25 protein-coding genes are annotated in these 24,393 nt (G+C 58.1%); 16 read left to right on the forward strand and 9 right to left on the reverse strand.

Features of this window, described 5'->3' with window-relative positions:
- Positions 1-25: 25 nt before the first annotated feature.
- Positions 26-1,441, forward strand: coding sequence for an FAD-binding oxidoreductase (locus AC2FJZ_RS00980; protein WP_496775763.1), 1,416 nt, complete (start codon positions 26-28; stop codon positions 1,439-1,441).
- A gap of 36 nt (positions 1,442-1,477) precedes the next feature.
- Here the strand turns inward: AC2FJZ_RS00980 and AC2FJZ_RS00985 are convergent, their stop codons facing one another.
- Positions 1,478-1,960 (reverse strand): fasciclin domain-containing protein, encoded by a 483-nt coding sequence (locus AC2FJZ_RS00985; RefSeq protein ID WP_496667510.1) that lies wholly within the window; start codon positions 1,958-1,960, stop codon positions 1,478-1,480.
- A gap of 170 nt (positions 1,961-2,130) precedes the next feature.
- Entirely contained in the window at positions 2,131-2,670 is a 540-nt protein-coding gene (locus AC2FJZ_RS00990) for an adenine phosphoribosyltransferase (protein WP_496667509.1), read from the reverse strand.
- A 318-nt stretch (positions 2,671-2,988) separates the two neighbouring features.
- On the opposite strand from AC2FJZ_RS00990, the gene AC2FJZ_RS00995 reads away from it, so the two are divergent.
- Positions 2,989-3,168, forward strand: a complete 180-nt coding sequence (locus AC2FJZ_RS00995; RefSeq protein WP_298853306.1) for a hypothetical protein — start codon at positions 2,989-2,991, stop codon at positions 3,166-3,168.
- 7 nt (positions 3,169-3,175) lie between these two features.
- On the opposite strand, the gene AC2FJZ_RS01000 is transcribed toward AC2FJZ_RS00995, so the two are convergent.
- On the reverse strand, positions 3,176-3,805 hold the full coding sequence (locus AC2FJZ_RS01000; protein WP_496775764.1) for a LysE family translocator: 630 nt from the start codon (positions 3,803-3,805) through the stop codon (positions 3,176-3,178).
- Positions 3,806-4,114: 309 nt separating this feature from the next.
- On the opposite strand from AC2FJZ_RS01000, the gene AC2FJZ_RS01005 reads away from it, so the two are divergent.
- Positions 4,115-4,912 (forward strand): hypothetical protein, encoded by a 798-nt coding sequence (locus tag AC2FJZ_RS01005; protein ID WP_496667507.1) that lies wholly within the window; start codon positions 4,115-4,117, stop codon positions 4,910-4,912.
- A gap of 7 nt (positions 4,913-4,919) precedes the next feature.
- On the opposite strand, the gene AC2FJZ_RS01010 is transcribed toward AC2FJZ_RS01005, so the two are convergent.
- Positions 4,920-5,792 carry an S-methyl-5'-thioadenosine phosphorylase gene (locus AC2FJZ_RS01010; RefSeq protein WP_496775765.1) on the reverse strand — a complete coding sequence of 291 codons (873 nt, stop codon included), beginning with the start codon at positions 5,790-5,792 and terminating at the stop codon, positions 4,920-4,922.
- Between the two features lie 65 nt (positions 5,793-5,857).
- On the reverse strand, positions 5,858-6,493 hold the full coding sequence (locus tag AC2FJZ_RS01015; RefSeq protein ID WP_496775767.1) for a hypothetical protein: 636 nt from the start codon (positions 6,491-6,493) through the stop codon (positions 5,858-5,860).
- A gap of 91 nt (positions 6,494-6,584) precedes the next feature.
- Here AC2FJZ_RS01015 and AC2FJZ_RS01020 point away from each other — a divergent pair, with 91 nt between their 5' ends.
- On the forward strand, positions 6,585-8,219 hold the full coding sequence (locus AC2FJZ_RS01020; RefSeq protein ID WP_050603208.1) for a SulP family inorganic anion transporter: 1,635 nt from the start codon (positions 6,585-6,587) through the stop codon (positions 8,217-8,219).
- 31 nt (positions 8,220-8,250) lie between these two features.
- On the opposite strand, the gene AC2FJZ_RS01025 is transcribed toward AC2FJZ_RS01020, so the two are convergent.
- Complete coding sequence (locus tag AC2FJZ_RS01025) at positions 8,251-8,889, reverse strand: CatB-related O-acetyltransferase (protein ID WP_496775768.1); 639 nt, start codon at positions 8,887-8,889, stop codon at positions 8,251-8,253.
- Positions 8,889-9,494: a flavin reductase family protein gene (locus AC2FJZ_RS01030; RefSeq protein WP_496775769.1), complete on the reverse strand. Its 606-nt coding sequence runs from the start codon at positions 9,492-9,494 to the stop codon at positions 8,889-8,891. The genes AC2FJZ_RS01025 and AC2FJZ_RS01030 overlap by 1 nt, the downstream gene beginning before the upstream one ends.
- A 71-nt stretch (positions 9,495-9,565) precedes the next feature.
- On the opposite strand from AC2FJZ_RS01030, the gene AC2FJZ_RS01035 reads away from it, so the two are divergent.
- The 5 genes from AC2FJZ_RS01035 (at position 9,566) to AC2FJZ_RS01055 (ending at position 12,624) form a co-directional block, all read left to right on the forward strand.
- Positions 9,566-10,060 carry a GNAT family N-acetyltransferase gene (locus AC2FJZ_RS01035; RefSeq protein ID WP_496775770.1) on the forward strand — a complete coding sequence of 165 codons (495 nt, stop codon included), beginning with the start codon at positions 9,566-9,568 and terminating at the stop codon, positions 10,058-10,060.
- 52 nt (positions 10,061-10,112) lie between these two features.
- Positions 10,113-10,856 (forward strand): EcsC family protein, encoded by a 744-nt coding sequence (locus AC2FJZ_RS01040; protein WP_050603212.1) that lies wholly within the window; start codon positions 10,113-10,115, stop codon positions 10,854-10,856.
- Positions 10,857-10,992: 136 nt separating this feature from the next.
- On the forward strand, positions 10,993-11,454 hold the full coding sequence (locus tag AC2FJZ_RS01045; RefSeq protein ID WP_496775771.1) for an NUDIX hydrolase: 462 nt from the start codon (positions 10,993-10,995) through the stop codon (positions 11,452-11,454).
- A 72-nt stretch (positions 11,455-11,526) separates the two neighbouring features.
- Positions 11,527-11,982, forward strand: a complete 456-nt coding sequence (locus tag AC2FJZ_RS01050; protein WP_496775772.1) for a DUF1178 family protein — start codon at positions 11,527-11,529, stop codon at positions 11,980-11,982.
- A gap of 3 nt (positions 11,983-11,985) precedes the next feature.
- Positions 11,986-12,624, forward strand: a complete 639-nt coding sequence (locus AC2FJZ_RS01055; protein WP_050603215.1) for an SDR family oxidoreductase — start codon at positions 11,986-11,988, stop codon at positions 12,622-12,624.
- Here AC2FJZ_RS01055 and AC2FJZ_RS01060 read toward each other — a convergent pair.
- A complete protein-coding gene (locus AC2FJZ_RS01060; protein WP_496667497.1) occupies positions 12,618-12,974 on the reverse strand; it encodes a hypothetical protein in 357 nt (118 codons plus the stop codon). The two genes, AC2FJZ_RS01055 and AC2FJZ_RS01060, sit on opposite strands and share 7 nt — an antisense overlap.
- Positions 12,975-13,139: 165 nt before the next feature.
- Between AC2FJZ_RS01060 and AC2FJZ_RS01065 the strand changes: the two genes are divergently transcribed.
- From AC2FJZ_RS01065 to AC2FJZ_RS01090, 6 genes are all read left to right on the forward strand, one after another.
- Positions 13,140-14,378 carry an aspartate kinase gene (locus AC2FJZ_RS01065; RefSeq protein ID WP_050603216.1) on the forward strand — a complete coding sequence of 413 codons (1,239 nt, stop codon included), beginning with the start codon at positions 13,140-13,142 and terminating at the stop codon, positions 14,376-14,378.
- A gap of 46 nt (positions 14,379-14,424) precedes the next feature.
- The gene (ptsP, locus tag AC2FJZ_RS01070; RefSeq protein ID WP_050603217.1) at positions 14,425-16,668 is read left to right on the forward strand and encodes a phosphoenolpyruvate--protein phosphotransferase; all 2,244 of its coding nucleotides are present in this window, start codon (positions 14,425-14,427) and stop codon (positions 16,666-16,668) included.
- Positions 16,669-16,816: 148 nt separating this feature from the next.
- A complete protein-coding gene (zwf, locus tag AC2FJZ_RS01075; protein ID WP_496775773.1) occupies positions 16,817-18,262 on the forward strand; it encodes a glucose-6-phosphate dehydrogenase in 1,446 nt (481 codons plus the stop codon).
- Between the two features lie 2 nt (positions 18,263-18,264).
- A complete protein-coding gene (gene edd / locus AC2FJZ_RS01080) occupies positions 18,265-20,070 on the forward strand; it encodes a phosphogluconate dehydratase (protein WP_496775774.1) in 1,806 nt (601 codons plus the stop codon).
- Positions 20,071-20,073: 3 nt separating this feature from the next.
- A complete protein-coding gene (locus tag AC2FJZ_RS01085) occupies positions 20,074-20,706 on the forward strand; it encodes a bifunctional 4-hydroxy-2-oxoglutarate aldolase/2-dehydro-3-deoxy-phosphogluconate aldolase (protein WP_496775775.1) in 633 nt (210 codons plus the stop codon).
- Positions 20,707-20,757: 51 nt separating this feature from the next.
- Positions 20,758-21,948 (forward strand): pyridoxal-phosphate-dependent aminotransferase family protein, encoded by a 1,191-nt coding sequence (locus AC2FJZ_RS01090; protein WP_496775776.1) that lies wholly within the window; start codon positions 20,758-20,760, stop codon positions 21,946-21,948.
- Positions 21,949-22,076: 128 nt separating this feature from the next.
- Here AC2FJZ_RS01090 and AC2FJZ_RS01095 read toward each other — a convergent pair whose 3' ends face one another.
- Entirely contained in the window at positions 22,077-23,192 is a 1,116-nt protein-coding gene (locus AC2FJZ_RS01095) for a pyridoxal phosphate-dependent aminotransferase (protein ID WP_496667492.1), read from the reverse strand.
- 84 nt (positions 23,193-23,276) lie between these two features.
- On the opposite strand from AC2FJZ_RS01095, the gene AC2FJZ_RS01100 reads away from it, so the two are divergent.
- Entirely contained in the window at positions 23,277-24,347 is a 1,071-nt protein-coding gene (locus AC2FJZ_RS01100) for an SMP-30/gluconolactonase/LRE family protein (RefSeq protein ID WP_496775777.1), read from the forward strand.
- The last annotated feature ends 46 nt before the right edge of the window (positions 24,348-24,393 follow it).

The following is a 24,393-nucleotide window of genomic DNA, read 5'->3' on the forward strand; positions in this document are numbered from 1 at the left end:
CGCGTTGCTTGGGCATTGAAAACGTATGAGTTTGAACCCCGCTGATGACAGTTTTGCTGCACTGATCCGTTCGAAATTGGGCGACGAAATCCTGCACCCTGTTGAAGAACGGTATCTGGAAGAACCGCGCGGGCGGTTTGCCGGGCAGATCGGTGTGTTGGCTTTGCCTCGCACCGCTGAAGAGGTTGCCGCGCTGGTGCGGTTGGCTTTGGTGGAGCGGGTGCCGGTTGTACCCTACGGCGGCGGTACAGGTCTGGTTGGCGGGCAGGTGATGTCAGAGGGTCCGGAGCCTTTGCTGATCGCGTTGGAACGAATGACTGCCATTCGGTCTGTTTTTCCGACCGAGAACATCCTGATCGCCGAGGCCGGAGCCATTCTGCAAGACGTTCAGGCCGCGGCTGAGGAGGCGGACCGTCTATTTCCGCTGTCGTTGGCGGCGCAGGGGTCCTGCCGGATCGGGGGCAACCTGTCGACCAATGCCGGGGGCGTCAATGTCTTGCGCTATGGCAACGCGCGCGACCTGTGTCTGGGGCTTGAGGCGGTGCTGCCCAATGGCGAGATCTGGCATGGTCTCAGCCGGTTGCGAAAGGACAACACGGGTTACGACCTGCGGGACCTTCTGATCGGGGCCGAGGGCACGTTGGGGATCATTACCGCCGCGTCGCTCAAGCTGTTTCCCCGACCCGCAGCCGTTGGCACTGCGATGTTTCAAGTTGCTTCGCCCGAAGCGGCCATCGACTTGCTGGCGTTGGCTCGGGATCAGGTGGGTGAGGCCGTCAGCACCTTTGAATTGATCCACCGGCAGGGGCTGGATTTCCTGACTGAGGTTCTGCCGGATGTTCGTCAACCCTTCGGCGCGCCGCCGGAATGGAGCGTATTGATCGAGTTGGGTCTGGCAAAAGGGCAGTCATCGTCAGATGCGCTGGAGAACCTTTACGACCATGCAGAAAGCCTTGGTCTGGTTCGGGATGGGGTCATTGCGCAAAGTGAGGCGCAGCGCGCCGATTTGTGGGCTGTGCGTGAACGCATCCCCGAAGCCAATCGCTTGGTCGGTTCGGTCTCGAGCCATGATATTTCGATCCCGATTTCCAGAATTCCCGACTTCATTCGCGAAGGTGGAAAGATGATCGCTGACCGTGGGCAATTTCGGATCAATTGCTTTGGCCATCTTGGGGATGGAAACCTGCATTACAACGTGTTTCCGCCGAAAGGACAGAACCGATCAGAGTTTGAGGGTCAAAGAGGCGCGATCAAACAAGCGGTGCATGATCTTGTTGACGCATACGACGGCTCGGTCAGTGCTGAACATGGGGTCGGACGCTTGAAGACGGACGATCTTGAGCGCTATGGCGACCCGGTTAAGCTGGGCGCCATGAGGGCCATCAAGGCGGCGTTGGACCCGCAGGGCATCATGAACCCCGGCGCGGTCCTGAATGAATGAACACGGCCCAAGACCCGGGCCGTGTTCGGACATCTCTTACGACGCAGGCAGGATCACCTTGTCGATCACGTGAATCACGCCGTTCTTGGTTTCAATGTCAGCCTGAACAACGTTGGCGTCGTTCACCATCACACCCGAATCCAGATCGATGGTGATATCGCCGCCCTGAACAGTTGCGGCGGTCATGTCGTCGCTCAGATCCCCTGACATCACTTTGCCCGGCACAACGTGGTAGGTCAGAATGGCAACCAGCTGATCTTTGTTTTCCGGCTTCAACAGGTTTTCGATCGTTCCTTCGGGCAGAGCCGCAAATGCATCATCAGTGGGGGCAAATACGGTAAACGGACCTTCGCCTTTCAGTGTTTCCACCAGTTCGGCGGCCTGCACAGCGGCGACGAGTGTTTCAAAGCTGCCAGCGGCAACAGCGGTGTCAACAATGTCCTTGCCGTGACCATCGGCCAATGCAGTGGTGCTGAACAGGATCGAGGCTACACCGGCAGCGGCAAATTTGCGGAACATAACTTAAACTCCCAAGGTTAGAATGCTTCAATCAGCATCACCCGAAGTACGCGGCACGTTCACAGCAAGATCACTTGTTTTGCGCTGATTTGTGGATTGAAGAAATGAAATACCGCGCTAAGCCAGCGCGGTTTTTGCTTTCCAGTCACGCTTTTGTGAAGGTATCTGGGTTAGAGTCCTTCGAACTCGCACAGGATGTGCACGTCCATTCCCATCTCTTCCAGAACTTTGCGCCCTCCTAACTCGGGCAGGTCGATAATGAACGCGCACGAGACGATCTCGCCTCCAAGTCGCTCGATCAGCTTGATGCCTGCTGCTGCAGTGCCGCCCGTGGCCAGCAAATCGTCGACCACCAGAATCTTTTCGCCGGGTTGGATGGCATCGTCATGAATCTCAACAATCGCCTCACCATACTCCAACTTGTAGTCTTGACTGATTGTTGTGCCGGGCAGCTTACCTTTTTTGCGGATCGGCACAAAACCAACGCTCAGTTGATGCGCAATCGCGCCGCCCAGAATGAAACCGCGCGCCTCAAGTCCCACAACTTTGTCAATTCGTTCGCCGGCATAGGGGTGCAGCATCTGGTCAATTGCCATCCGAAACCCGCGCGGGTCCGCAAACAGAGTGGTCACGTCACGAAACATGATCCCCTCATGCGGGAAATCGACGATGGTACGGATGTAATCTTTTACAGTTTTGCTCCTGGACATGGGCCAACCCTTTTTGCCTCAAACACCAAAGTGTGTTTCGCCCATGAGGGTTAGCCATGCAAGGAACAATTCAAATACGCGATCAGGAGCGGCGCGAGATTATGGCTTTCGGCAGGCTGTAATAGCGGTACAGCGTGGACGGCAGCCACGAAAGGTGCGGTTTGCGCCAATTGCGTTGATCTCGCAAAAGAAATGCCTGAGCAGCATGAAGGTTCATTGCCATATTCCTTTTATTGTTGTTAAGTGCCCGATAACGACAATCACTATGCTATGTATATACAATGTATCGTCTAAAATTGCAAACTTTTGTTGGGGACAATGCGCGTGGCTAAGAAAGACGGCAAGGGATCAACCAAGAAAAACAGTCAATTGGTCCTGCGCTTGGACAAGGACGAACGCGACGCTTTTGTTGAGTTATGCAAGGAGCTTGACACCTCGGCCGCACGTGAAATCCGCAGGTTTATCCGCGGTTTCATGAAGGAACACGCCGAGGATTGAGGCCGCCTCAGGCCGGGCGGCGCAGAACCGCTGTGGCCACGCCCATCCCGATCAGGGTCAGCCCGCCAAAACGTGTCATTGCCGTGATGACGCTGGCGCGGCCAATCAGCCGCCGCAGCCGGTCGGCCAGCAATGCGTAAGCCAACGCGTTCAGCCAAGCCAGTCCCACAAAGGTCACGATCAGAATGGTGAATTGGGGACCCAGCGGATCAGCCGGGCGCAGGAATTGCGGCACAAAGGCGATAAAAAAGGCGATGGATTTCGGGTTCAACGCAGTTACGGCCGCCGCATGGCCAAACACACTGCGCGCCGTCACATCGCGTCCGGTATCGACCGCGTTCAGCCCGCTGGCCGGGGCGCTGCGCAGCAGCTTGATCCCAAGCCAGACCAGATAGGCGGCCCCAATCCATTTGAGCACTGAAAACAGGGTAGCCGAGGCCAATACCAATGCGCCCAACCCGAGAAGCGAGGCGGTCATGGCCACCAGATCACCCACAGCGACCCCGGTAGCCGATGCCACGGCAACACTGCGCCCCTTGGACAGGGCATAGCTGAGCACAAGCAGCACGGTCGGGCCGGGGATCAACAGTAGGGCGGTCGAAGCAGCGACAAAGGTCAGCCAGAGTTCTAAAGACATAAGGTTCTTCTCGAAACACATTCCTGAAGTTTTGCTTACCCAAACTGCGGCTGCCTGACAATTCCTGCGCCCGCCAGACTTCGGCTGAGATCAGACATTCTGGTTCAGGTTAGGGTTCAGCGAGATTCGATTTGTATAGTGTTTTGTGCTATACTGATATTTTTTTAAGGAGATTAGATATGAGATTTTTCCTTTGCTTGCTTGTCTGCGCATCTTTGATCAGCGTTCCCTCGGTTTCCTTGGCTTTATGTGGTCCGGGCAAATATGCCTGTGGAAACGGTTTCTGTTGCCCAAACCCATAGGTGCGACATGACCCGTAAATTAGTATTAACACTGGTCTCGGTTGCTCTGGTGGCAGGGTTTTTTGTGGCGGGTTGGTTTGCCTATTTCGTGATGTCGGACGTGCACAAGGGGGATGTGGTGAAGTATAACGGGATGAACGTCCTGTTGAACGCCGCACCTTTCGAAGCCGGCGATCTGGTACGTGTCTCGGCCGACGGGCAGCGTATGACCAAGCTGTGTCCGCTTGAAATTGATGAGGAGGACAAAAACACCTATTACAAGAATTCCGAATATGTGAACGGCCTGACCGAAGCGCTTCCGAATTTTGTTCAGTTGGTCGAACTCGTACAGTCGTGGTTTTCCGACGGTGAAAACGCCACTGCGCCTGGTCACGACATGTCGTCCGCAAGTCGGCGCGTCGCCTTTGAGGGAACTGTTTCGAGGCTGGAGAACACCAACGTGATGCCGGATACAGAAGATGATTGCGCATGTGAGATGGTCGCGGCCTTGATGGCGCGCGACAAAGTCTGCGTTGTCACGAAATCGCTGGTTGAAACGCAACTGATCACATTGCAACCGGGTGCGTTCCCGGATCGCGACAGGGTGCAGAGAGTCACGATCGGTGTGAATTTTCGACCCGCTGGGATTACGGTGGGTGATTTTTCACAATTGATGCATTGCGACGGTGTCAACCCTGACGCGAGATTGGACTCGGATCCCGAATGCCCGGAAACCTACGGGCAATCGGTTGATGTCAGGGTTCGGGATTTGCTGAACGTGATCCGCGAAAAGGACCTGCTGACAGCCATGGCGCGCGTGCCCTAACGCGGCTCTAGAGAATGCGCCCGGCCACTGCGTCCAGCTTGGCCAACAGCGCCGGGTCACGTTTTTCGGGGGCAGTCAGGATCGCATATTCCAATGCTCTGTCGCAGCCATGCGGGCAGGGCGCGCGCTCACCTCCCAACAGAGAGGGCAGGCCCTTGACCATTGCGCGGCCCTTGTCAGCATTGCCGGTCAGGGTGGCGATGATGGTCGTCACGTCCACCTCACCATGGTCGGGGTGCCAACTGTCATAGTCAGTGACCATCGCGATCGAGGCGTAACAGAGTTCGGCTTCGCGGGCGAGTTTGGTTTCGGGCATGTTGGTCATTCCGATCACGTCGCAGCCCCATTGCTCGCGATACATTTTGGATTCAGCGAGGCTCGAGAATTGAGGTCCCTCCATCGCCAGATAGGTGCCGCCGCGATGGATGGTGATGCCTGCGGCCTTGCCTGCAGTTTCGCAGGCGTCCGACAAGCGCGGGCAGGTGGGGTGCGCGACGCTGACATGGGCGACGCATCCTGTGCCGAAAAAACTCTTTTCTCTTGCGAAAGTCCGGTCGATGAACTGATCGACAATCACGAAATCGCCCGGTGCCATATGCTCGCGAAATGATCCACAGGCCGAAATCGAGATCACGTCCGTTACGCCCAACCGTTTCAAAGCATCGATATTGGCGCGATAGGGTACATCTGTCGGTGAATGCACATGACCACGCCCGTGACGTGGCAGAAAGGCCATTTCGACACCCTCCAGCGACCCGGTCAGGATCTGGTCCGAGGGTTCACCCCATGGGGTCTCAACCTCGACCCATTCCGAGTTCTCCAGCCCATCAATGTCATAGATGCCTGATCCGCCGATGACGGCAATCTTGGTTTGGGTCACTGTCCTGCTCCACATCTTGAATACTGTAGGATTTGTGCGGGTTGCGGCCCGGTTTGACAAGAGGGTTAGTCTTGTTTCGGCAACAGGTTACGCTGCTGCGACTGCGCTGTGAAGTCAGCCCAGGCCGTGCCGAACGTGTCCAAAGGCCAAGTTAAATCCTGTGATTGCCCGTGCCTGTCGCGAAAGACAAAGCGATACGCATCCCCAGTCAGCATTGCTTGCAAAACGTCTTCGGCCCGCCGATCTTCGAAGATGCAGGCAAGCCCGGTCAGACACCCCGGCCGCCTTGTGCGCCAGATTGTTTCTTCACCCTTGTCGATGCGAAACCCAGACGGGCTGAAAAAGGTGCCGGGCTCCATCCCGAATTCCACTTTGAACCCGTTGGGTTCGGGCGTAATGAACACGAACTGCGCTGCAAACTTGGGCCTAAGTGAAAAAACCTCTGCCCGCCGGATGTAGCACCGCTGCTTCAGCGCGCCATTTTCTTCGCGCTCGTCGCAGATCGAATTCCAAATGCCGAAAATCTCGTGATGGGTCACGCGCCAGTTTCCGGCTGTGTCATTGCCTTGCAGGTCCTGCGCGACGGCGGGAAGGGCAGAGAGGAAAAAGAGGATGATCCAGCGCATGATCTCAGAGTTGGTCGTTCGACCACGGTCCCGCAAATCACGTTGCCGCGAGGCCAAGACATGCGTGGGGCGCATGGCTGTATCCCACGTACTGCAGTAGCTCAATGCCCTCGCGTCCGCTACAACGGCGCCTTCGCGCGAACATAAAACCCAATAGGACTGACCAATGCCCCGAGCCTTGCTGGCAAGTTTTGCCAAACGCGTCGCCATGCCCGATCTGCGCTGGGTGCCAGATGAGGGGCTGACCTTCTCTCGCTTGCGGATTGAGTTGTTGTCAGGTCTGACCGTGGCCCTTGCCTTGGTGCCTGAGGCCGTGGCTTTTGCCTTTGTGGCAGGCGTGCACCCTCTGGTTGGTCTTTACGCGGCGTTTCTGGTGGGTTTGATCACCGCGCTGATTGGCGGACGGCCCGGTATGATCTCGGGCGCGACCGGCGCGCTGGCGGTTGTCATGGTCGCGCTGGTGGCCGAGCATGGGGTCGAATATCTGTTTGCGACCGTTGTTCTTATGGGGATTCTCCAAGTCATTGCCGGGGCGATGCACTGGGGGCGTTTTATCCGGCTGGTGCCACATCCGGTGATGTTGGGCTTTGTGAACGGTCTGGCTATCGTAATCTTTCTGGCCCAGATGGGGCAGTTCAAGGTGCCCGGAACCATGGAAAACACCGGTCATGGAATGAGCGGTGGTGAGTGGCTGTCGGGAATGCAGCTTTACACCATGCTGGGCCTTGTGGCGCTGACCATGGTTGTGATCTGGGTCATGCCGCGTATCACGCGCGTTATTCCCGCGCCTCTGGCTGGAATTTTCGTGGTTGCAGCTCTGGTGATCGGATTTGGTCTGGATGTCCCGCGCGTTGGCGATCTGGCGTCGATTGAAGGCGGCCTGCCTGCATTCCACATTCCGATGGTCCCGCTGAACTGGGAAACATTCGAAATCATCCTGCCCTATGCTGTCATTCTGGCCGCAATTGGCCTTATTGAATCCCTGCTGACCCTGAATCTTGTTGGCGAGATCACCGGCAAGCGCGGTGGGGCGTCTCAGGAGTGTATCGCTCAGGGCGCATCGAACATTGTAACGGGCTTCTTCAGCGGTATGGGCGGCTGCGCGATGATTGGTCAGTCGATGATCAACGTGAAATCTGGCGGACGTACCCGTATCGCAGGTATCGCGGCGGCACTTTTCCTGCTGGTCTTCATCCTGTTTGCCTCACCTCTGATCGAGCAAATTCCGCTGGCCGCGCTGGTCGGCGTGATGTTCATGGTGGTGATAGGCACCTTCGCGTGGAACTCGTTCAAGATCATGCGCAAAGTGCCGATGACGGATGCTTTCGTCATCGTTCTGGTGACCGTCGTGACAGTGATGGAAGACCTGGCTGTTGCGGTTGTGGTCGGTGTCATTGTCTCGGCGCTGGCCTATGCGTGGAACAACGCCAAACGCATTCACGCCGTCACGCGCGAATCCGAGACCGAGAAAGGTGCGAAAGTCTATGAAATTCAGGGGCCGCTGTTCTTTGGATCGTCGGAAGGCTTTATCGAATTGTTCGATGTCCCGAACGACCCTGAAACTGTCATCGTCGATTTCGCGGAAAGCCGAGTCGTGGATCAGTCAGCCCTTCAGGCCATCGAAAACATCGCTGCAAAATACGAGGCGGCGGGCAAACGCGTTATGCTACGCCACTTGAGCCGCGATTGTCACAAGCTGCTGAACAAAGCAGGTCACCTGATGGTCGACAGTGACGACGACCCGGATTACGAACTGGCGGTCGATTACTCCGTCCGCACCGGCGTTCTGGGCGGGCACTGATTTCAAAAGGCGGCTTTGAGGGTCGCCTTTTTCATGGAGCCATTTGTTCAAGCACCTCGATATTGCCCGACAACAATGCATCCTCGGCCTCTGATATCCTATCGGCAGGCCAGTCCCACCATTTCAAGGCGAGCAATCGATCAATGGTGTCCCGGTCAAACCTAAATCGGCGCACTTCGGCTGGGTTGCCTGTGACGACCGCATAAGGCGGGATCGTTCCGCGCACGACAGAGCCTGCTCCAATTATTGCTCCGTCGCCAATATTTGCCCCCGGCATGATCAAAGCGCCATAGGCAATCCAAACGTCATTGCCGATCACGGTATCGCGCCTGTCCGGCTGATACTCCAGCAGCTTTGCGGGATCGAAAACCGGAAATGGGTAACAAGTCGCCCCGTCCATGGCGTGGTTGGCCGATGAAGTGATGAACCGGACGCCGTGGGCGATTTGACAGAATTTACCCAAAACTAGTTTTTCGCGGGAAAACGGGAACAGGTAAGGGGCAAGCCGTTTCGCCCAGTCTTCGGGCACGTCGAAATCCGACGCATAGCTGTAATCACCGATTGTTATTCTGGGGTGGTCGATGGCCTGAGACAGGAAGACCGTCCCGGGGTAATCCGAGCCGTCCGGCAGTGTTACGGGGTATCGGCGCGATGCGTCAGGTAAAGGCATTAGTCATCCGGTCTTGAAAGGCTGAACAACTCGGACACGACCGAATAGTCCCGGTACCCAAGCCGTGCCAGTGGTTTGAAAGAAGTCACGTCAAATTTGCCATCCCGAAGGTGATCGTCGTGCAGATGCACACCTGTCACTTCGCCGAACACAACCCGGTTCGCCACTCCGGGCAGGGTCACGATCTGCGTCAGCTTGCATTCCAAGGCTGCTGGGGCCCCTTCGACACGGGCGCAAGGGATGGTCTCGCATTCAACTGGCGTCAGCCCAGCATGTGCGAACTCGTCAACATGCTTTCCCAACCCTTCGGAACTGGCATTCATTGCATCACGGTGGGCATGGGCCACCACGTTGACGCAGAAAACTCCCGTTGCCTCGATATTGGCAACACTGTCTTTGCCACCATCCTGATCATACTTGGTACCAGTTGTGGCAAACATCACCTGTGGCGGTGTGTAAGCAACTCCGTTGAAGAAGGAATAAGGCGCCAGATTGTTGATCCCGTCCGCATCCCGGGTTGATATCCAGCCGATTGGGCGCGGTGTGATAATGGCGTTGAACGGGTTGTGCGGCAGGCCATGGCCGTCTTCAGGGCGATAGAACATCTGATCTCCAAGCGTTTGCCCAAGGCGTACCGAAGTGCTAGGGCGAATTCCAGCAAGGAAAAGAGGGCAGGGTGCAGCAATTCGGGATCAGGCCGGAAGAGCCGGACGATTGGTGGGAGGTCGAAGCCCTCTATGACCTGTGTTTTGCACCGGGTCGTGAGGCATTGTCGTCATATCGGTTGCGCGATGATGTGCCTCCGGTTGCGGGCCTGTCTCTGGTTGCGCGCGACGGTCAGGGCATTCTGGCTGGTGCGATCCGGTTCTGGCCCGTCCATGTCGGCGATCATGATGCACTGCTGCTGGGGCCGGTTGCTGTGCACCCGACCCATCAGGGCGAGGGGTTGGGCCGATATCTGATTCATGCCGGTGTCGAAGCCGGGCAAGCTCGTGGGTGGCAGCGCGTCATGTTGGTGGGGGATGAATCCTATTATAAACGGTTTGGTTTTACCCGATTGCAAGGGGTTGAGATGCCGCCGCCCACCAACCCGGACCGGGTTCTAGGGTTGGAGTTGGTGCCCGGTGTCTGGTGCGGGGTTCAGGGGACAGTGACCCGCTGGAGCCGCTGACCTATTGAATCCACGCCGCGCAACGCCGATGTTGAAAGGCAGGAGGGCGTGAATGCAAAACGTGGTTCTTGTCGAAAACGTAGATACAGACGCCGAGCTGGATCGCTTGGCGGATCACTACCGATCTGCCGGAGGGGCTGGTGTCAAACTGCTGAACAAGCTGGGTGGCTCGGCCGAGTCATTGCTGGAAAAATTGCCGGAACCAGTGCGGCATGGCCTGACCGGAGCGACCGAGCAGGCTTTGTGGCTGGCGATGCACGCGGCACAGGGGTCACGGCGCGCTGTTCCCGATCAACAGCCTTGGGTGAACACCGCCGTGACCACGGCCATGGGTGCGGCCGGGGGGCTGGGCGGTGTTTCCACATCCCTGATGGAACTGCCTGCAACGACCACCATGCTGCTGCGCGCCATTCAGGGGGCCGCCGCCCGCGAAGGGTTCGATCCATCTGCAGAAAACGTAAAGTTCGACTGTGTACGTGTGCTGTCCGCAGCTGGTCCGCTGTCACATGACGACGGTGCAGATCTTGGCTTTTTCTCGGTGCGTCTGACGCTGACGGGACCGGCCATGCAGCGTTTGATCGCTGCCGTTGCGCCGCGCTTTTCGATTGTGCTGGGGCAAAAACTGGCAGCCCAGTCAGTTCCTGTCCTTGGGGCTTTGGCCGGAGGCGGGACAAACTATGTCTACACGCGGTATTATCAGCAGATCGCGCGTGTGCATTTTGGTCTGCGGCGGCTGGCAATCGACGCCGATATTCCACATGATGATCTGGTGCGGCAACTCTCGTCCCGCATGTAGATCAACCCTCAGCACAAGCACCTGACTTGGCGGATTCTACATCATGTGGTATCCTTGCGTGAACCTTCCACAAAATGAGTATTCACTGACCTCAAGTGCAAAGGGATTAGGTACTGGCTGAAGGGACCATCAAACGATGAAGCCACGGCTGCTGCGTCTTGAAAATCTCATTGCTGCGGAACAGCCCGTTTTGCAGCAAGCTGCAGCGCTGTGTTACCGGATCAAAGGCAATCGACCCGAGGTCTTGCTGATAACGACACGCAGGGCGCAACGTTGGATTATTCCCAAAGGCTGGCTTATCCCCGGCTTATCACGCGCTGACACGGCATTGCAGGAAGCTTGGGAAGAAGCAGGTGTGGCCGGTCAAAGCAGTGGGGGGCGGTTGGGGCAGTTTTTGCACCACAAGCACCGGCTGAATCGCCCGCCTGTACCGATTCTGGTGGATGTCTTCCCCGTTCTTGTGCGGTCCGTTTCGCAGGATTTCCCTGAACAGGGGATGCGCAAACGCAAGTGGTGCCCGCTCAAAAAAGCGGCTCTCAAGGTGCATTCTCCGGAGCTTGCCGAACTGTTACGAGACTTTAAGCCTTACGCACATTAAGATTGGGCCAGAGAGGCTTGATATTGTCATTCTGGTCGGTATCTATTCGCCAATCTATTTTTTGGACTGAACATGATTCAATACGCATTGAAATGCATTGAAGGCCACACGTTCGACAGCTGGTTCCAATCCGCTGAAGCCTATGACAAGTTGGCCACGACGGGGATGGTGACTTGCATAGTCTGCGGGTGCACGCAGGTTGAAAAAGCGATCATGACTCCGCGTGTCCGTCCGGCACGAAATGCGCAGCCGAAGCTGGAACAACTGCCCGCTGCGGACGACAAGATTGATGTGGCCACACCGACTCCGGAAATCGAGAAGGTTCTGGCCGAGATACGCCGCCATGTCGAAGAGAACTCGGATTATGTAGGTAAGGAATTCGCCAGCGAGGCGCGTAAGATCCATTTGGGCGAAGCCCCGGACCGCGCCATTTATGGCGAGGCCAAGCCAGATGAGGCGAAATCGCTGATCGAAGACGGCGTACCGGTGGCCCCACTACCGTTTGTCCCCAGCAGAAAGACCAATTGAACCATGCACATCGTGATCACTGGTGCTAATCGCGGCATCGGGCAAACTCTGGCGCAATGTTACGTCAACCGGGGTGAAAACGTCACCGGAACAGCACGTGACAACAGTTTGCAGGTTCGCCTTGATGTGTCTGATCCCTTGCAGCAATCGGCCATGGCAGAACAGTTGAAAGACCAGCCTGTTGATTTGCTGATCTGCAACGCCGGAGTGTATCTGGACAAGGGGCACACGATCGACGACTACCCGGCTGACATGTGGGCGCAGAGCTTTGCGACCAATGTCACTGGCGTGTTTCTGACTGTGCAAGCGCTGTTGCCCAACTTGCGCGCGTCAGGCGGCAAGGTGGCGATCCTTTCGTCACAAATGGCGTCGCATACCCGTGCTCCGGGCGGCAGCTATATCTATCGCGCGTCCAAGGCGGCGGTGTTGAATCTAGGACGTAATCTGGCGACTGACCTCAAAAAAGACGGTATTGCCGTTGGTATCTACCATCCGGGCTGGGTTCAGACAGACATGGGCGGAGCGACAGCGGATATCGACGTCGATCAGGCCGTGTCCGGCCTGATAAAGCGGTTCGATGATTTGTCACTGGCCACCACAGGGTGCTTTGAAACCTATGACGGACAGCAGCACGCTTATTGAGAGGTCAGCGCGGCCTTGGGGATTTCGTAGACTTCGCCAGGATCAATATAGATCACCAACAGATCGCCGCGCGTTTCATAGGACATCTTCGAGGTCGAACTGCTGGATTCAGGGACGCCGTCCTTGAAATAGATATTGCGCACCTGCCCACCGCCCAGGCCAACAGCAAGGGTTGTCGTGCCGTCATCGTGGCGGCGCAGCTCTGCATTGCAGCTTTGTAGCGGATCACCGGCGTTTGCGGCGCAAGGCACTGTGCCCAATGCGTTTTTGCCGTCGGTTCCAGCAACGCTTGCGACCTGAGCCAAGGCAGGCGACGAAATAAGGGCGACGGCAAGGGCTAGGCGAAACATGAAGAACCTCTTGATTTGGTTGTTGTCCATAGGCTGACATCGCGCCTGCATAATGTAAAGCGGCCCTGCGCCGTAGGCAGACGGCTTTTGCGCCCTTGCCCTTGCGGTGCCCCTCGCTTATGAGGCACGGAACTTCTAATCCAAGGCGCGGAGACTTTTGCCCCCATGCCCGTACTCGTAATGAAATTCGGCGGCACATCAGTCGCCAATCTGGACCGCATCCGCCGTGCCGCCAAGCGCATCGGTGTTGAAGTTGCCAAGGGTTATGACGTGATCGTAATCGTCTCGGCCATGTCGGGCAAAACCAACGAGTTGGTGGGCTGGGTGAATGAGACGTCGCCCATGTTTGACGCGCGTGAATACGATGCTGTCGTGTCTTCGGGTGAAAACGTCACCGCTGGCCTGATGGCCCTGACCTTACAGGAAATGGACATCCCGGCGCGCAGTTGGCAAGGCTGGCAGGTACCGCTGCTGACCACCAGCGCCCACAGCCAGGCCCGGATCGAGGAAATCCCGACCGAGAACCTGAATCAGAAATTCGGTGAAGGAATGCGTGTGGCTGTTGTCGCGGGCTTCCAGGGCCTCAGCCCCGAAGGCCGTATCACTACGCTGGGTCGTGGCGGCTCGGACACTACGGCTGTGGCATTTGCCGCAGCGTTCGGCGCTGAACGCTGTGACATCTACACAGATGTGGATGGCGTCTATACCACTGACCCGCGCATCTGTGAAAAGGCGCGCAAGCTTGACCGGATCTCGTTCGAAGAGATGCTCGAACTGGCTTCGCTGGGGGCAAAAGTGCTGCAGACCCGTTCGGTCGAACTGGCGATGCGCTATAAGGTGAAACTGCGCGTTCTTTCAAGTTTCGAAGAACAATCCGACGAGGCCGGTACTTTGGTCTGCGACGAGGAGGATATCATGGAATCCAATGTTGTGGCCGGTGTGGCCTATTCCCGTGACGAAGCCAAGATGACCGTCGTATCGGTGGCCGACCGCCCCGGTATCGCCTCGATCATCTTCACCGCGCTCAGTGATGAGGGCGTGAACGTTGACATGATCGTTCAGAACATCTCGGATGAGGGGCGCACCGACATGACCTTCTCATGCCCGACCGATCAGGTGGCCCACGCCGAAAAGGCGTTGCTGGCGATCAAAGAGGCAGGCGAACTGAATTATGCCGATCTAGTCGCGGATAACGACGTCTGCAAGGTTTCGGTTGTGGGAATCGGTATGCGCTCGCAGTCGGGCGTTGCGGCCAAAATGTTCAAGGTGCTCTCGGATGAGGGGATCAATATCAAGGTCATTACAACCTCTGAGATAAAAATTTCCGTTCTGGTCGACAGGAAATACATGGAACTTGCTGTTCAGGCGCTGCATGATGCCTTTGAACTGGATAAGGCGGCCTGAGCTTTTAAGCCACGGGTCTCGCCTGACACACTAGACAGGGTGGGCCATGGCGGACGGCACCGAAACAGAATCCCGCAAGCTGTTGCGGCGGCTGCGCGAAGAGATGGCAAGCGAAGCCGCCGGTCAGGAGCGTCTTGACCGGATCACCCACTTAATTGCCGACAGCATCCGGGCCGAAGTGTGCTCGGTCTACCTGTTTCGCGATGAAGAGACGCTGGAGCTGTGCGCGACCGAAGGTCTCTCTCCTGAAGCGGTCCACAAGACGCGAATGCGTATGGGTGAGGGTCTGGTGGGGCGCGTCGCGAAATTCGGCAAGGTGGTCAATACGGCGGATGCGCCATCCCAAAAAGGGTTCCGGTACATGCCGGAAACAGGCGAGGAAAGGTATTCGTCCTTTCTTGGGGTCCCGGTACAGCGCCTTGGGGAAAAGCTGGGTGTTTTGGTGGTTCAGTCGCGTGAAGCGCGCGAGTTTTCCGCTGACGAAGTCTATGCGCTGGAAGTGGTCGCTATGGTGCTGGCCGAAATGGCGGAACTTGGTGCTTTTGTGGGCGAGGGCGCAGCCCTGTCACCATTGCACCAGCAATCGGTTCTGTTGCGTGGTGGCCCGGCGCAGGAGGGATCAGCCGAAGGGCATGTCTGGCTTCATGAACCTCGCGTGGTCGTCACCAACCCGATCGCGGAAGACCCGCACACGGAACGCGAGCGTCTGATCGAGGCGGTTGATGAGTTGCGTGTCGGTGTCGACAAGATGCTCGAGATTTCTCAGAACGGCGACACCGAACAACTCAAAGTGCTGGAAGCCTATCGCATGTTCGCAAATTCCAAAGGCTGGATGCGCCGGATGGAAGAGGACATTGCCCTTGGCCTCAGCGCTGAGGCTGCAGTTGAAAAGGAACAATCGCAGGCGCGGGCACGCATGGGGCAGGTCACCGATCCCTATCTGCGCGAACGGCTGGCGGATCTGGACGATCTCAGCAACCGCCTGCTGCGCATCCTGACCGGGCAGGGCAAGACCGACAGTGCCGATCTGCCACCTGATCCGATCCTGATCGCCCGCAATATCGGCCCCGGAGACCTGTTGGAATATGGGCGGGCGCTGAAAGGGATTGTGCTTGAGGAAGGCTCGGTCGGCAGCCACGCAACCATCGTGGCGCGGGCACTGGCGATTCCGCTTGTGGTGCATGTCGGTCGGATCACGACCGAGGCGCTGAACGGCGACCATATTCTGGTCGATGGTGATCAGGGCGTTGTGCATCTGCGCCCCGAAGACACCGTGGTCAGTGCATTTCGTGATAAAATCGCCATGCAGGCCAAGGCGCAGGAACGTTATGCCTCGATCCGAGAAACCCCTTGTGTTTCACGCGATGGCGCGCGCATCAACTTGGTGATGAACGCGGGCCTGATGGCTGACCTGCCGTCGCTGGGTACCTCGGGCGCCGAAGGCGTGGGCCTGTTCCGCACAGAACTGCAATTCCTGATCCGCAACAAAATGCCGAAACGGTTGGAGCTTGTCACCCAATATCAACGTGTTCTGGATGCGGCGGGCGACAAACGGGTGGTGTTCCGCACCCTCGATATCGGGTCGGACAAAGTGTTGCCCTACATGAAACATGTGGCCGAACCAAACCCCGCGCTGGGCTGGCGCGCCATTCGGGTAGGCCTGGACAAACGCGGTGTCATGCGGATGCAGTTGCAAGCGCTTCTGCGCGCTGCCAATGGTCGTCCGTTGACCATCATGTTCCCCTTTGTGGCGCAAGCTGATGAGTTCCGTGAAGCCCGGTGGGAGGTGAATAAAACCATCGAGCGCGAGAAACGGTTGGGCCACGTCCTGCCAGAAATGCTTGAAGTCGGCGCGATGCTGGAAACACCGTCGCTGGCCTTTGCCCCTCAGAAGTTTTTTGACGAGGTGGATTTCATCTCGATCGGTGGCAATGACCTTAAACAGTTTTTCTTCGCGGCCGACCGTGAGAACGAACTGGTCCGTCGGCGATACGACACACTGAACGTCAGCTTCCTGAGCTTGATGGAGCGGATTGTCGAGCGCTGCGATATCTCGGACACCCCGCTCAGCTTCTGTGGCGAGGACGCAGGCCGCCCGGTCGAGGCGCTGTGTCTGGCGGCGATTGGGATACGGACGCTCTCGATGCGTCCAGCCTCCATCGGTCCGGTTAAAAGTCTGCTGTTGCGCTGTGATCTGTCGGAGGTGCGTAAAATAATTGCCGATGCCCGCCATCGCGGCGAGCAAAGCGTGCGCCCGGCTGTGATGGAATGGCTGCGCAATCAGGGTTAGGGCGCAAAAAGATCCGTTTTGGGAAACTCTGCTTGATTTTTTCGCACGGGCTTTTTATCTGACAGGCTATGTTAGCGATAACATACTTTGTATTGTGCGGTCTTGCGCCATGCTAGGTTGATATCGGCACACTCAGAAGGAGCCCGTGATGGTTTCACGCGTAATTCCGGTAGAACCATTCGATCTGGTGCTGTTTGGGGCCACCGGCGATCTGGCGCAACGCAAGATCTTGCCGGGCCTGTACCATCGATTTGCGATTGGGCAAATGCCCAAGGGCGCGCGGATCATCGGTACGGCGCGGTCGGAAGTCGACAGCGATGGGTTCCGCGAGCAGGTCCGCGCCTCGATGCAGCAATTTGCTCCGGGTTTTTCTGCCGAGACACTGGACCGGTTCCTGGCACATGTTGAATACGTGCCCGTGGATGCCATGGGCGATGCCGGGTGGTCTGATCTGATAAAACTGGTGCGTGATGATGTTGTGCGGGCCTTTTATCTATCGGTGGGGCCAAGCCTGTTCGCTGGGATTGCGCAGCGTTTGCATGACACCGGTTTGGCCACACCCGACAGCCGCATCGTGGTCGAAAAGCCGTTTGGTCATGATCTGACATCGGCCAAGGCGCTGAACGAAGGATTGCGCGCCTGTTTTGAAGAACATCAGATTTACCGGATCGACCATTATCTGGGCAAGGAAACCGTGCAGAACCTGATGGCGCTTCGTTTCGCGAATTCGCTGTTCGAGCCGCTATGGAATTCCACCCATATCGATCACGTTCAGATCACCGTGGCCGAGACCGTGGGCGTAGAAGGGCGCGGGGCCTATTACGATCAATCCGGTGCAATGCGGGATATGATTCAGAACCATCTGGTGCAATTGCTGTGTCTGACAGCGATGGAGCCACCTTCGAAATACGCTCCCAACGCCGTGCGCGATGAAAAGGTCAAGGTGATCGAAGCGCTGGAGCCGGTCGAGCCCAAAGATATTGCACGCGGCCAATACCGGGCGGACAAGGGCGAGGGCGGCTATGTCGATCATGTCGGCAATCCCGCCAGCCGAACCGAAAGCTTCATTGCCCTCAAGGTTCATATTGGCAATTGGCGTTGGGCAGGTGTGCCGTTCTATCTGCGCACCGGAAAACGCCTGCGCGCGCGCGAATCCGAGATCGCGGTTTTCTTCCGCGATCCGCCACACACGATTTTCCCCAATGTCGGCCCGCTGCACGGAAATGTGCTGGTGATCCGCTTGCAGCCTGACGAAGGCATCACCCTGCGCACCACGATAAAGGATCCTGGGCCGGGTGGCTTCCGCTTGTCGGACGTGGCCCTCGACATGAGCTTTGCCGATGCCCTTGGGGCCGAAGCACAAGCCCCGGACGCTTATGAGCGGCTGATCATGGATGTCATCCGTGGCGATCAGACACTGTTCATGCGCGGTGACGAGGCCGAAGCCGCCTGGGCTTGGGTCGATCCCATCATTCACGGCTGGGAACAGCGCGGAGACCGCCCGTCCCGGTACGATCAGGGCAGTTCAGGTCCCGAAGAAGCACTGATGCTGATGCATCGCGATGGACGCCGGTGGCGTCAGATCGGAGGGTAATCATGGTACACACAGTAATTGCCGACGTCACAAAACGGATCGTCGACCGCAGCGCCGATCTGCGCGGTCCTCACTTGGAACGAATGGACCAGGCCAGGTCCAAAGGCCCGGCTCGCGCGCATCTGTCTTGCAGCGGTCAGGCTCATGCTTTTGCAGGTGCGGGTGAAGACCAGCAGTCCATGGCCACTGGCACAGCAGGCAATCTGGGCATCGTCACAGCCTATAACGACATGCTGTCCGCGCATCAGCCGTTCGAGCGCTATCCCGAACTGATCCGCCAGGCGATCCGCGCAGCTGGCGGCACCGCTCAGGTTGCAGGGGGCGTGCCAGCTATGTGTGATGGCGTTACGCAGGGCGAAGCAGGGATGGAACTGTCGCTGTTCTCGCGCGATGTGATCGCGCTGGCGACTGGCGTGGCGCTCAGCCATAACACTTATGATGCGGCGGTATTTCTTGGCGTGTGTGACAAGATCGTCCCCGGACTGATCATCGGTGCGCAGGCCTTTGGCCACCTACCTGCGGTATTTCTACCTGCCGGGCCCATGACCAGCGGGTTGCCGAACGACGAAAAAGCCAAAGTCCGTCAGAAATTCGCTGCGGGTGAGGTTGGCCGCGAAGAGCTGATGGCCGCTGAAATGGCCGCCTATCACGGCCCCGGCACCTGCACCTTCTATGGCACGGCCAACACCAACCAGATGTTGATGGAGTTCATGGGCCTGCACCTGCCGGGATCCAGCTTTGTCAATCCGAACACGCCCTTGCGTGATGCCTTGACCGAAGAAGGCGCGCGCCGCGCCCTGTCGCTTAGCGCGTTGGGCAACCACTACACGCCGGTCTGCCAGATCCTTGATGAACGTGCCTTTGTGAACGGCATCGTGGGGTTGATGGCGACGGGCGGATCGACCAACCTGCTGATCCATTTGATCGCTATGGCGCGGGCAGGTGGTATCGTGCTGGATTGGCAAGATTTTTCGGACATCTCTGCCGTGGTGCCTTTGGTTGCGCGCGTTTATCCCAACGGCCTGGCCGATGTGAACCACTATCACGCCGCTGGCGGTCTCGGCTATACGATCGGCACGCTGCTGGACGATGGACTCTTGCACCCCGATACGCTGACCGTCGCGGGTCAAGGACTGCAAAACTATACCAAGGAACCCAAACTGTTCGACGGAGACCTCATCTGGCAGGACGGCACCGACCACAGCCTGAACGACAAGATTCTGCGCCCGGCCAAAGACCCGTTCCAACCAACCGGGGGTCTGTCGCGCCTGACGGGCAATCTGGGCACCGGGGTAATGAAGGTTTCAGCAGTCGCTCCTGAACATCAGGTGGTCGAAGCCCCCGTGCGCGTATTCCATGATCAGGACGATGTCAAAACCGCCTTCAAGGCCGGAGAGTTCACCGATGACGTCATCATTGTCGTACGCTTCCAGGGCCCCAAGGCGAACGGGATGCCCGAGTTGCATTCGCTGACCCCCATTCTGTCGATCCTGCAAGGTCGGGGACAAAAAGTAGCGCTTGTCACCGATGGCCGCATGTCCGGAGCGTCGGGCAAGGTTCCCGCAGCCATCCATGTCTGCCCCGAAGCGCTGGACGGCGGTGCCATAGCGCGTCTGCAGGATGGTGACATCCTGCGCGTTGATGCGGTGCAGGGTCAGTTGGAAATCCTGACCGAAGGCGTACTGGACCGACCCCCCGCCACTGCCGATCTTTCAGCCAATCAACACGGTGTCGGGCGCGACCTCTTCGGTGCGTTCCGGCAGAATGTCGGGTCCGCCGACACAGGTGCCAGCATATTCGGAGTATAAGTGATGACGAAAACCCAACGCACCCGCGAAATCTGCGCTCTGGCGCCCATCGTTCCAGTATTGGTCATTGATGATGCGGCGCAGGCGCGCCCGTTGGCCGAGGCGCTGGTGGCTGGTGGTCTGCCGGCGCTGGAAGTCACCTTGCGCACACCGGCTGCTCTGGACGCCATCCGTGCCATGGCCGAAGTGCCCGGTGGTGTGGTCGGCGCAGGCACGTTGGTGACGCCCGAAGACGTCCGTGTCGCCAAAGAAGCGGGCGCCCAATTTGGTGTCTCTCCGGGCGCAACCGACGCGTTGATTGCAGCGTGCGAGGCCGAGGGCCTTCCGCTGCTGCCCGGTGCCGCCACGGCAAGCGAAGCGATGGCCCTGTTGGAAAAAGGCTATGACATGCTGAAATTCTTCCCCGCCGAGGCCTCGGGCGGCGCTCCTGCGCTCAAAGCTATCGGTGCACCCCTGCCGCAAATCAGTTTCTGCCCCACAGGAGGAGTGTCGCCCACAAACGCTCGTGATTACCTGTCGTTATCCAATGTGATCTGTGCTGGCGGCAGCTGGGTCGCGCCGAAGCAAATGGTCGAAGCCAGCGATTGGGCCGGGATTGAAACACTCGCGCACGAGGCGTCGAAGCTGGCGGATTGACGCGGCGCGGCCTCTCGGTAATGTGGGCGTCAACTCATACAGGTTGACCCCATGACACAGACAGTTTCCCTTTCCCAGGGGCGGACATTTTTGGCCATCCCCGGTCCTTCGGTCATGCCGGACGCGGTTCTGCAGGCCATGCATCGCCCGTCGCCCAATATCTATGATGGGGAACTGATCGATATGATGCCTGCCCTGACCAATGATCTGCGTCGGGTTGCTGGAACACAGCACAACGTAGCCATCTATATCGCCAATGGTCACGGCACATGGGAAGCGGCGCTGTCCAACGTCATCGCGCCCGGCGAAACCGTTCTGGCCCCTGCTTCGGGTCGGTTCACCCATGGCTGGGCAGAAATGGCCGAAGGGATCGGGGCAAAGGTGCAGCTGATCGACTTCGGAACATCCTCAGCTTGGGATTTCGACCGGATCGCAGACGCGTTGCGCGCTGATGAGAAGCGCCAGATCAAGGCCGTTCTGGCGGTGCATGTGGATACCTCCAGTTCAATCCTCAACGACATCCCGGCGCTTCGCAAGCTTCTGGACGATCTGGAACACCCCGCACTGTTGATGGCAGACTGTATCGCTTCGCTGGGCTGCGACCGGTTCGAGATGGATGAATGGGGTGTCGATGTTATGGTCACCGCCTGTCAGAAAGGTCTGATGGTCCCGGCGGGGGTCGGCTTTGTTTTCTACAACGAAAAAGCGCAAGCCAAACGAGCCACCATGCCGCGTGTTTCGCAATACTGGGACTGGCAGCCGCGCGCCAATCCTGACTTGTTCTACCAGTATTTCAACGGCACTGCGCCGACACATCATCTCTACGGCTTGCGCGCTTCACTGGACCTGATCCACTCGGAAGGGATAGAACAGGTCTGGACCCGCCACAAACAGCTGGCCAAGGCCATTTGGGCGGCGTGTGAGACATGGGCCGAAGAAGGCGCGCTGCAAATGAACGTCGCTGACCGCGCCCACCGCAGTCACGCGGTAACCGCTCTGCGTCTGACCGATGGACGCGGAACGGCCTTACGCTCATACACCGAAACCCAGCTGGGCCTGACACTGGGCATTGGGTTGGGGATGGAAGACTATGACGGCTGTTTCCGCCTCGGCCATATGGGCCACATCAACGGGCAGATGGTGATGGCCATTCTGGGCGGTATGGAAACGGGCATGGCCGCACTTGGTATTCCACGTGGCAAGGGGGCCCTCGAGGCCGCTGCCGCCGTGCTGGCCACCTGACACAACACTTGCGCGCTGGATCCGATCCGCCTCTTCATCTGGCTGGAAATATCCTCGGGGGGAATCGCGCTGTGGCGCGATGGGGGGCAGACAGCCCCCCTATACTTCCTAACCCAAAGGAAAAAAGATCAGTCTGTCCATGCCCGCGCTTCTGCAAGCGCCTTGGGCAAAGCTGTCGCAAAAGCCTCCAGATCGGACTCGCCACCGCAGCTTACCCGAATGCACCTGTTCTGCGGAGCCGCAAACGGCATCCGAACAAATACCCCTTGCGCGACCAATGCATCCAGCACGGCCTTCGCAAACACCCCGTCCTGCCCACAGTCAATCGCCACGAAATTGGTGGCCGAAGGCAGGGGTTCCAACCCGTTCTCGCGGACGATCGCGACGATCCGCTCACGCGCCTCTGCGATTTGTGCCTGAATGTGCTCCAGCCACGCGCCGTCCTGCAAAGCCGCCAAAGCCCCGGCTTGCGACGCACGGTTCATGCCGAAATGGTTGCGCACTTTGTTGAAGGCCGCGATCAGTTCGGGCGCACCCATTGCATAACCAACGCGCGCGCCGGCCATGCCGTAGGCCTTGGAAAACGTCCGCATTCGGATCACGCGGGGATCATCCACGCTGACGGGGGCCGCCGTCCCCTCGGGCGCACATTCCACGTAAGCCTCATCCAGAACCAGCAGGCAACCTTCCGGCAAGGCTTCCATCGCCTCTACGATATCGGCACCCGAATGCCAGCTGCCCATCGGGTTGTCCGGGTTTGCCAGATAAACCAGCTTGGCGCTGACCTCGGCCGCCTTTGCAAACAACGCTGCCGGGTCTTCGTGATCGCCGGAATAAAGCACCTTGTGCAGATCACCTCCGAACCCGGCCACATGATAGTTGAAGGTTGGATAGGCTCCGTCCGATGTCACCACGGCATCTCCAGGACCGATAAGCAGACGCACCAGATAACCCAGAAGCCCGTCAATCCCTTCGCCCACAACGATATTCTCTGGCGTCACCCCATGATGGTCTGCCACAGCGTTGCGCAAGTCATGGTTTTCGGGATCGCCATACATCCAGATTTCAGATGCAGCCTGCGTCATGGCCTCGATGGCCCGTGGTGAGGGGCCAAACACGCTTTCATTCGCACCCAGACGCGCAACAAACGGCGCACCGCGCTGCCGCTCTTGCGTTTCGGGGCCGACAAAGGGCACGGTGGCGGGCAGGGATTGGGCAAGCAGGGTGTATCGAGGTCCGGTCATGTGCGCAGATAACCCCAAGCCCGAACATTGAGCAAGCGTGCGGCATCCGGCACGCTGGAAAAGATTTTGAATAAAGGATCACAGATGCGCATTCTCTTCGCTGTTATTCTCTTGGGCCTCGCCTATCTTTTGTTCTGGCCCGTCCCGGTTACGCCCGTCGCTGTTGAAATGCCGGAAGATGCTGGGTTTACAGGGGATTTCTCGGAAAACACGGCACTGGATGTCGCACAGCTTATCCGCCTTCCAGGGGAAGAGATTGGCCCCGAAGATATCGCCGTGATGCCCGATGGAACGGTGTACACAACCAGCCTGACAGGTGTCCTCTATCGCATCGACGGAGAAGAACCCGTTGAGGTCGACCGTTTGGGCAGACGTCCTCTGGGTCTTAAGGCCGGGCCTGACGGCGCGCTTTACATCGCTGACAGCTTTCGCGGCGTGATGCGCTGGACAGGGCCAGGCACGTTGGAAACAGTGGTAGCTGACATCAACGGAGTGCCGGTGATCTATGCCAACCAATTGGATGTGGCACAGGATGGCACGATCTATTTCTCGAACTCCTCTGACCGTTTTGATCCCGAAACAATGGGTGGAACCAAGCCAACCTCGGTCTTGACCATTTGGGAGCAGTCCGACACCGGCTATGTCGCGCGCCACACACCCGACGGCACCACCCAGAAGATCGCCGAAGGGTTTGTGTACACCAATGGCGTTGCCCTTTCCCCGGATGAAGACTTTTTGCTGATCGCAGAAACGGGTCGCGCACGGGTGCACAAGTTGTGGCTGAGCGGTCCCAGGGCCGGGCAGCAAGACGTTCTGATGGATAACCTGCCAGGGTATCCCGATAACATCGAGGCGCAGGGCGATGGCACCTATTGGATGGCGTTTGCCAGCCCACGCGTACCGTCAGAGGCGCTGATGCCATACCCGCTTTTGCGCAAGGTGATCTGGCGGCTCGGTCCGGCCGTCCGCCCTGCACCTATCCATCGTGGCATGATGGTGCAGTTCGACGGTGAAGGTCGCATCTTCCGCACGCTGCAAGACCCGCAGGGCCGTTTAGGTATCACAACCGGGGGCAAGGTCGTAGGCGACCAGTTATATGTCATGACCCTCGATTCCCCGTGGTTCGGGCGGATGCCCGTCAGCGATTTGCCCTGACGTCGCAGTGGTATTCGGCCGCCGGGCCGGGCATTGTTGGGGCAAT

Source organism: Ruegeria sp. CDSA079, assembly GCF_059612245.1.

Coding starts and splice junctions, on each gene's coding strand:
- AC2FJZ_RS00990 (WP_496667509.1), bottom strand. CDS start 2,670: ATGTCCAGGAGCAAAACTGTAAAAGATTACATCCGTACCATCGTCGAT.
- ptsP (WP_050603217.1), top strand. CDS start 14,425: ATGGCGGACGGCACCGAAACAGAATCCCGCAAGCTGTTGCGGCGGCTG.
- AC2FJZ_RS01005 (WP_496667507.1), top strand. CDS start 4,115: ATGACCCGTAAATTAGTATTAACACTGGTCTCGGTTGCTCTGGTGGCA.
- AC2FJZ_RS01000 (WP_496775764.1), bottom strand. CDS start 3,805: ATGTCTTTAGAACTCTGGCTGACCTTTGTCGCTGCTTCGACCGCCCTA.
- edd (WP_496775774.1), top strand. CDS start 18,265: ATGGTACACACAGTAATTGCCGACGTCACAAAACGGATCGTCGACCGC.
- AC2FJZ_RS01020 (WP_050603208.1), top strand. CDS start 6,585: ATGCCCCGAGCCTTGCTGGCAAGTTTTGCCAAACGCGTCGCCATGCCC.
- AC2FJZ_RS01025 (WP_496775768.1), bottom strand. CDS start 8,889: ATGCCTTTACCTGACGCATCGCGCCGATACCCCGTAACACTGCCGGAC.
- AC2FJZ_RS01045 (WP_496775771.1), top strand. CDS start 10,993: ATGAAGCCACGGCTGCTGCGTCTTGAAAATCTCATTGCTGCGGAACAG.
- AC2FJZ_RS01030 (WP_496775769.1), bottom strand. CDS start 9,494: ATGTTCTATCGCCCTGAAGACGGCCATGGCCTGCCGCACAACCCGTTC.
- AC2FJZ_RS01055 (WP_050603215.1), top strand. CDS start 11,986: ATGCACATCGTGATCACTGGTGCTAATCGCGGCATCGGGCAAACTCTG.
- AC2FJZ_RS01040 (WP_050603212.1), top strand. CDS start 10,113: ATGCAAAACGTGGTTCTTGTCGAAAACGTAGATACAGACGCCGAGCTG.
- AC2FJZ_RS01015 (WP_496775767.1), bottom strand. CDS start 6,493: ATGCGCCCCACGCATGTCTTGGCCTCGCGGCAACGTGATTTGCGGGAC.
- AC2FJZ_RS01095 (WP_496667492.1), bottom strand. CDS start 23,192: ATGACCGGACCTCGATACACCCTGCTTGCCCAATCCCTGCCCGCCACC.
- AC2FJZ_RS01090 (WP_496775776.1), top strand. CDS start 20,758: ATGACACAGACAGTTTCCCTTTCCCAGGGGCGGACATTTTTGGCCATC.
- AC2FJZ_RS00985 (WP_496667510.1), bottom strand. CDS start 1,960: ATGTTCCGCAAATTTGCCGCTGCCGGTGTAGCCTCGATCCTGTTCAGC.
- AC2FJZ_RS01060 (WP_496667497.1), bottom strand. CDS start 12,974: ATGTTTCGCCTAGCCCTTGCCGTCGCCCTTATTTCGTCGCCTGCCTTG.
- AC2FJZ_RS00995 (WP_298853306.1), top strand. CDS start 2,989: ATGCGCGTGGCTAAGAAAGACGGCAAGGGATCAACCAAGAAAAACAGT.
- zwf (WP_496775773.1), top strand. CDS start 16,817: ATGGTTTCACGCGTAATTCCGGTAGAACCATTCGATCTGGTGCTGTTT.
- AC2FJZ_RS01065 (WP_050603216.1), top strand. CDS start 13,140: ATGCCCGTACTCGTAATGAAATTCGGCGGCACATCAGTCGCCAATCTG.
- AC2FJZ_RS01050 (WP_496775772.1), top strand. CDS start 11,527: ATGATTCAATACGCATTGAAATGCATTGAAGGCCACACGTTCGACAGC.
- AC2FJZ_RS00980 (WP_496775763.1), top strand. CDS start 26: ATGAGTTTGAACCCCGCTGATGACAGTTTTGCTGCACTGATCCGTTCG.
- AC2FJZ_RS01100 (WP_496775777.1), top strand. CDS start 23,277: ATGCGCATTCTCTTCGCTGTTATTCTCTTGGGCCTCGCCTATCTTTTG.
- AC2FJZ_RS01085 (WP_496775775.1), top strand. CDS start 20,074: ATGACGAAAACCCAACGCACCCGCGAAATCTGCGCTCTGGCGCCCATC.